The following is a 5,890-nucleotide window of genomic DNA, read 5'->3' on the forward strand; positions in this document are numbered from 1 at the left end:
AGTGTAGTAAAATGTTAATTCGCGATTTTTGGCTTTGCTTTTGATACTACAGATAGAAATGTTGATTTCCCAACATTAGGGAATCCTAGTAAACCTATATCTGCTAATAATTTTAATTCTAACACAACCGTAAGCTCTTGACCTTTTTCGCCACCTTCAGCAAAGTGAGGTGCTTGTCTTGTAGCAGTGGCAAAATGTTGATTGCCTCTTCCGCCTTTGCCACCCTTTGCAATGATGACTTGCTCATCTATTTCAGTTAAGTCGGCAATAATATTTCCAGTATCTTTATTGAAGATTACAGTACCTGGAGGTACTCCAATAATCAAACTTTCACCTGCTTTTCCCGAGCGATTACTACCTTCTCCATTTCCGCCAGAAGGTGCTTCGTGTTTTCTCTTATATCGAAAATCCACTAGCGTTCTAAGATTAGAATCGACTTTAAAAACCACATCTCCGCCTTTTCCACCGTCTCCACCTGCCGGTCCTCCATTAGGAACGTATTTTTCTCTACGAAAAGCCATGCTCCCATGACCACCATTCCCAGCTTTTACATCAATTTGTATTCTATCTACGAACATTTTATCACTCTCTCTTTGCGAAACAATATATTCTTAGTTATACCCACTTTTTTATTAAGATAGCCCATAAAAACAATTTAAAATTGCTTAATTATTAAAAATGCCACCTCATTTTGAGGTGGCTGTCATCTTACATAGCTTCTCTTGGATATATACTAACTTGTTTTTTGTCTCTACCTTTTCTTTCAAATCTTACGATACCGTCTGTTGTTGCAAATAAAGTATCGTCTCCGCCTCTTTTTACATTAACACCTGGGTGAATCTTTGTACCTCTTTGTCTTACTAATATATTTCCAGCTAGTACAAATTGTCCATCAGCTCTTTTAACGCCTAATCGTTTTGATTCACTATCTCTACCATTTCGAGAACTACCTACCCCTTTTTTGTGGGCAAATAATTGTAAATTCATTTTTATCATTTTAGTACACCTCCGTTCATTCTTGTACTTTTATATATTCACTGTAATTTAATTCGATACTTTTAAGTCCTAGATAAAAAGTTTCAACAATAGCATCTATTTGCAAAGCCTTGATTTTATCATCTGTATCCAGTATTTCAAAATCAATATATCCATCGTCTTTTATCTCGTACTTTATGTCTGCTTTGACATATTCAGTAAGTCCATTCAGCACCGTAATAGATAATGCGGATACTGCGGCGCATACAATGTCATATCCAATGATGTCGTATCCACTATGCCCAGCAATGTTCACAGAGGAAATACGCCCATCTTTTCTATTGATTTTACAACTAATCATAGACTATTACTTTGCAGCTGAGATACTAGTAATCTTAACTTTTGTATATGGTTGTCTATGACCTTGTTTTTTTCTATAATCTTTTTTGGATTTGTATTTGTAGATAATCACTTTTTTGCCTTTACCTTGCTCTACAACTTCTGCAGAAACAACAGCACCAGCAATATTTGGAGTACCAACTACCATTTCTCCATTGTTAATAGCTAAAACATCTTCAAAGTTTACTTCTGCTTGACCTTCAGCTACGTTTAATTTTTCAACTTCTATAATGTCGCCTTCTTGAACACAGTATTGTTTTCCACCACTTTTAATTATTGCGTACATATATAAAACACCTCCTCAATCCAGTCTCGCCTACCAGGTAGCCAAATGGCTTTACAACCTCTCTCGTGCGGCTTCAACGTACATCGTACGTCAAATTAGTATAGCACAGACGCTTGTCCAAAGTCAAATTTTTTTGTAGTTTTTCGAACAAACGACAAACACTATTATATTGAAAAACACAAATATGCGATTCTTATTACTCTTTCAAATTGTTCATTATTCATTGTTCCATGTTCATCGTTCACTGCGACGTCAGTCGCATATTTGCTGACCACCTGACCACCTTAAAAAATAATTATTTCCCCAAACTCCACAAAAGGACTAACTTCAATTTGCACTTTAACCTTATAATACTCCTCAATCATTTGAACTACATTGTGCTCATTTTTTTCTCTTTTTTCTACAATGAGTTCTTTTAAATAAGGATTCACTTTAAGAAAAAGGGTATTTTGTTTTAAGAGATTCTTATTTCTTTCCATTATAGACATAGCTTTGTAAAATAGAACTTCTTGCTTCGGAAGATAACCTGTCCCTGCGCAAATTTTACACTCCTCTGTTTGTATCCTATTTAATCTCTTTCCCTGCTGCTTTCGGGTCATTTGTAAAATACAAAGCTCAGTAAATCCATATATCTTTGTCTTTAACTTATCTTTTTCAAGGCATTTCTCCAAGTAATCTACTACAATCTTCTGTTCTTCCATTTTTTTTATATTTATATAATCAATGATAATAATACCACCGATATTTCTCAATCGAATTTGATTTGCTATTGCTTCAGTAGCTTCTAGATTAATCTTTAAAAAGGTCTCTTCCATATTATTATGACCAGTAAATCTCCCAGTATTTACATCAATTACCGTACAAGCTTCTGTATAATCAATAACAATATATCCACCGCTCTTCAACCATACTTTTCGATCAAATAATTCATTTACCTGATCTTCTACTCCGCAGTAATTTAAGAGATATGGTTGTTCTATATATTTTATCTTCTCTACACTTTCTAAAAAGTAGATACTAAAATATCTTTCTAACTCTTCTAAAATTTCTCTTCCATTTACTATAATCTCATCCATCTCTTCATTATAGTAATCTCTTATCATCCGGCCTACAATAGAGGAATCTCTTAACAATAGCTTGGGGGCAATTTCTATAGGATTTACCTTTTTCCACTTGCTAAGAAGATAATCTAATTCTCTTTTTATGTTTTTTTCTTCTGCACCTTCTGCTTCCGTTCGCACTATAAGTCCATAATCTTGATCTTTAAGGTCTTTTGCAATCTTTATTAATCGATTTTTTTCATCCGTATTCTTAATTTTTTTAGAGATATAAACCTTTTTTTCCATTGGCAATAAAACTAGGAAATGTCCAGATAGAGAACACTTTGTAGTCAACCGAGGGCCTTTATCTCCAATCGCTTCTTTTTTAATCTGAACAATCAACTCTTGCCCTTTTTTAACACATTTTTCAATGGGCAGGTTTTCATCATTGGGATGAATATCCTTTTGATGAAGCAAACCATTTTTCTCTTCTCCAATATTGACAAAGGCCGCCTGAATCCCTGGTTTAATCTGCTCTACTCTCCCTATATAAATATTTCCATAATGCTCAGATCCTGTTGCTCTCTCTATAAAGAAATGGTCTAATTTATCCTCTTTTGTAATGGCAATACAAATCTGACCATCTTGAACATCCATTATCATCCTATTCATGTTAACCACCTCTTTGATTTGTTGATTCATTAGACGGTTGATGAGAAAAACATACTCGTCTATAGGCAAGAAAAAGTTAAGCAGTTAGACTACATTCCAGTAATAGTATTCTAAACTTTTTTCTACTAGAACTCTTCCTTTTTCTCCATACTCTAATAGAGAGAGCATGGCATAGCGTCGGATATCTTGTCTGTTGTCCTTTAATGTATCTACTAATAATTGAAAGTTTTCTTCACTTTGTATATTACCAGCTATAATGATGGCATTTCTTTGGAGATTCTTTTTTCCCCTCCAGCCTGCTGCTGTACTTCCATAATCTTTTTTAAAGGTTTTATTGTCCATCTCTAATAAATCTTTGAGTTTTGGCTTTACTATAAAAAAATCGGGTGCAAACTGTCCTTCTTTTGAAAGAAGACTTCCTTTATTCATAGGACAGACTTCTTGGCAAATATCGCAACCATAGAGGCTATTGCCTAAAGATTTTCTTTCTTCTCTATTTAGGAACTCTTTTTTTTGAGTCAAGTAGGATATACACTTCTTAGAATGAAAGCCTTGTCCTTCCTCTAGGGCTCCTGTAGGACAGGCAGTAATACACCTTTTACACAGGCCACATTTAGAATCGATTTTCTTTGCATTTTCTTCAATGTCTACATTGACGAGTATATGACCTAAGAATATGTAGCTTCCATAGAGGGGATTGATGATAAATCCATTTTTCCCATAATACCCCAATCCACTTCGTTCAGCAATAGCTCGATCTAACAAAAAACCACTATCCGTAAATGGCTTGTACTCTAATTGAGGATAGATTGCCTGGATGGTACTCATAAGGCTATTCATCTTGTCCATTAAAACAATGTGGTAGTCTTTTCCCCAAGCTACTCTAGAGATTTTGCCACCATTTGACTTATCCTCTCCAAAGAAAATGTCGTGCTTATAAAAGATTCCAATGCTAATAATGGACTTTACTTCATCCCACACTTTTAAAGGATTTGTGTTTTTTTCTAAATCTAGCGGTAAAAAAGGAGACAAATCTCCCCTATCTATTCTATCTTCCATTGCAGATCTAGCCTCGTAAAAAATATCCGCACCCGTAAACCCGATCAAATCAATATTTAATTTTTTAGCCTCTTCAATTATTCTATCCTTCATCTACCGTCACCAATACTTTATGAGTGTTAGTATACCATAAATCTGAATAAGTAGAAAGCAGACTTGCACTTCACGCAATTTAGAATTTAGAATTCCCCCTCTAACTACGACCCAAGAGGAATCCTAGGAGATCTATTTAATTCTTACCACTCCAGTATCCTAAGCTTGTAAGAGCCTAGGATACTGGTACGTCTTCAATAACTTTTTGTTCCCCTTTGTATGTAATATATATATCTATAGTCTTCACATCTTTGTCTAATGGGTAAAATTTTACGTATAGTATTTGCTTCCATCCTAGAGGTTGATCTGAAGGAAAATCTACGATACTATAATATGGCAAGGGAAAGAGTGTATTTCCCTTGTCATCCTTAATATACATACTATGAAAATCATCTTTGTTTAATTTATTTTTCTTGGTATTTTCAATAATTGAATTTACCGCAAAGTAACTCTGATCACCATTTACCCAAGAATAGACAATATAGTATTTTTCCTTTATGGTTTTTTCAATACTTATTTTTACATCTCCAAAATTAGCATAATATGGAGACTCGCCATAAGTCTCTTGTAGTAATTCTTCATAATTAGGAGGAACTTGAGTAAAATATCCTAGATACATACTACTATTGGTTCGTCTTACCTGGTTACTTTTCCATCTACATACTGTTATACCTATCAGTAAAAGAGCAACGATTATCAGTGCTTTTGTATATTTTTTCATTTCATCACCTGGTTCATTATATGAGTTTTTCCATTTTATTATGATAAGAGTTTTTTAATATTTAACAAGCCCCTGCCTTGATCATATCTGCCACCTATTATTTTATTTGTTGACTTTAGCAGTCTCTTCTTTATAATATCTGGCGTCAAATTAGGCTCCTTTTGTAATAACAGGGCTATAGCACCTGAAACTACCGGCGTGGACATGGATGTACCACTTAATTGAATATAACCTCTTTCTTTTGACAATATCGCCTTCGCAATAGGTAGGTACTGCTTATTTGCCTTTAAAGAATTTACTTTAACTCCAGGCGCTACTAAATCCGGCTTGGTTTTTCTTGTTATAGTAGGACCACGGCTAGAAAAATCAGCAATCGTGTCGTCTTTTATATCTATCGTTCCCTTTGCATCGGAGCACCCTACCGTTATGACTTTTTGACTAATCCCTGGGGAGTTAATTGTAGTACTTTCTGGTCCTGCATTTCCTGCTGCAGTAACTACTACGATTCCTTTAGACCATAGTGCATTTACGCCCTTTACTAAGGGATCATCGTTTTCTTTTAAATCTGGATTAGAGCCAAGGGATAAAGACATAATTTTTATATTATACTTCTCTCTATTATTTAAAACCCATTGCATCCCAGCG

At 34.6% G+C, this 5,890-nt stretch carries 7 protein-coding genes and 1 pseudogene; all 8 read right to left on the reverse strand.

Annotated features, from left to right (window positions below; genetic code table 11):
• Positions 1–17 precede the first annotated feature (17 nt).
• Positions 18–578 (reverse strand): annotated as a pseudogene (locus Q7P22_RS00505) (GTPase CgtA); the annotation flags it as partial.
• A gap of 130 nt (positions 579–708) precedes the next feature.
• Entirely contained in the window at positions 709–996 is a 288-nt protein-coding gene (rpmA, locus tag Q7P22_RS00510; RefSeq protein WP_303859596.1) for a 50S ribosomal protein L27, read from the reverse strand.
• 16 nt (positions 997–1,012) lie between these two features.
• Positions 1,013–1,336: a ribosomal-processing cysteine protease Prp gene (locus Q7P22_RS00515; protein WP_303859597.1), complete on the reverse strand. Its 324-nt coding sequence runs from the start codon at positions 1,334–1,336 to the stop codon at positions 1,013–1,015.
• Positions 1,337–1,342: 6 nt separating this feature from the next.
• A complete protein-coding gene (gene rplU, locus Q7P22_RS00520) occupies positions 1,343–1,660 on the reverse strand; it encodes a 50S ribosomal protein L21 (RefSeq protein ID WP_303859598.1) in 318 nt (105 codons plus the stop codon).
• Between the two features lie 284 nt (positions 1,661–1,944).
• Positions 1,945–3,372 (reverse strand): Rne/Rng family ribonuclease, encoded by a 1,428-nt coding sequence (locus tag Q7P22_RS00525; RefSeq protein WP_303859599.1) that lies wholly within the window; start codon positions 3,370–3,372, stop codon positions 1,945–1,947.
• Between the two features lie 84 nt (positions 3,373–3,456).
• A complete protein-coding gene (gene queG / locus Q7P22_RS00530; protein ID WP_303859600.1) occupies positions 3,457–4,524 on the reverse strand; it encodes a tRNA epoxyqueuosine(34) reductase QueG in 1,068 nt (355 codons plus the stop codon).
• A gap of 175 nt (positions 4,525–4,699) precedes the next feature.
• Positions 4,700–5,245, reverse strand: a complete 546-nt coding sequence (locus Q7P22_RS00535; protein ID WP_303859601.1) for a hypothetical protein — start codon at positions 5,243–5,245, stop codon at positions 4,700–4,702.
• 38 nt (positions 5,246–5,283) lie between these two features.
• On the reverse strand, positions 5,284–5,890 hold a 607-nt coding region (locus Q7P22_RS00540; protein ID WP_303859602.1), incomplete at its 5' end, for a S8 family serine peptidase.

The organism is Alkalibaculum bacchi (assembly GCF_937875145.1).
In the GTDB taxonomy this organism is placed as follows: domain Bacteria; phylum Bacillota; class Clostridia; order Eubacteriales; family Alkalibacteraceae; genus Alkalibaculum; species Alkalibaculum bacchi_A.

Excerpts from the sequence above, each read along its gene's own strand:
- Q7P22_RS00525 (WP_303859599.1), bottom strand. The coding sequence starts at position 3,372 with ATGAATAGGATGATAATGGATGTTCAAGATGGTCAGATTTGTATTGCC.
- queG (WP_303859600.1), bottom strand. The coding sequence starts at position 4,524 with ATGAAGGATAGAATAATTGAAGAGGCTAAAAAATTAAATATTGATTTG.
- rpmA (WP_303859596.1), bottom strand. The coding sequence starts at position 996 with ATGATAAAAATGAATTTACAATTATTTGCCCACAAAAAAGGGGTAGGT.
- Q7P22_RS00535 (WP_303859601.1), bottom strand. The coding sequence starts at position 5,245 with ATGAAAAAATATACAAAAGCACTGATAATCGTTGCTCTTTTACTGATA.
- Q7P22_RS00515 (WP_303859597.1), bottom strand. The coding sequence starts at position 1,336 with ATGATTAGTTGTAAAATCAATAGAAAAGATGGGCGTATTTCCTCTGTG.
- rplU (WP_303859598.1), bottom strand. The coding sequence starts at position 1,660 with ATGTACGCAATAATTAAAAGTGGTGGAAAACAATACTGTGTTCAAGAA.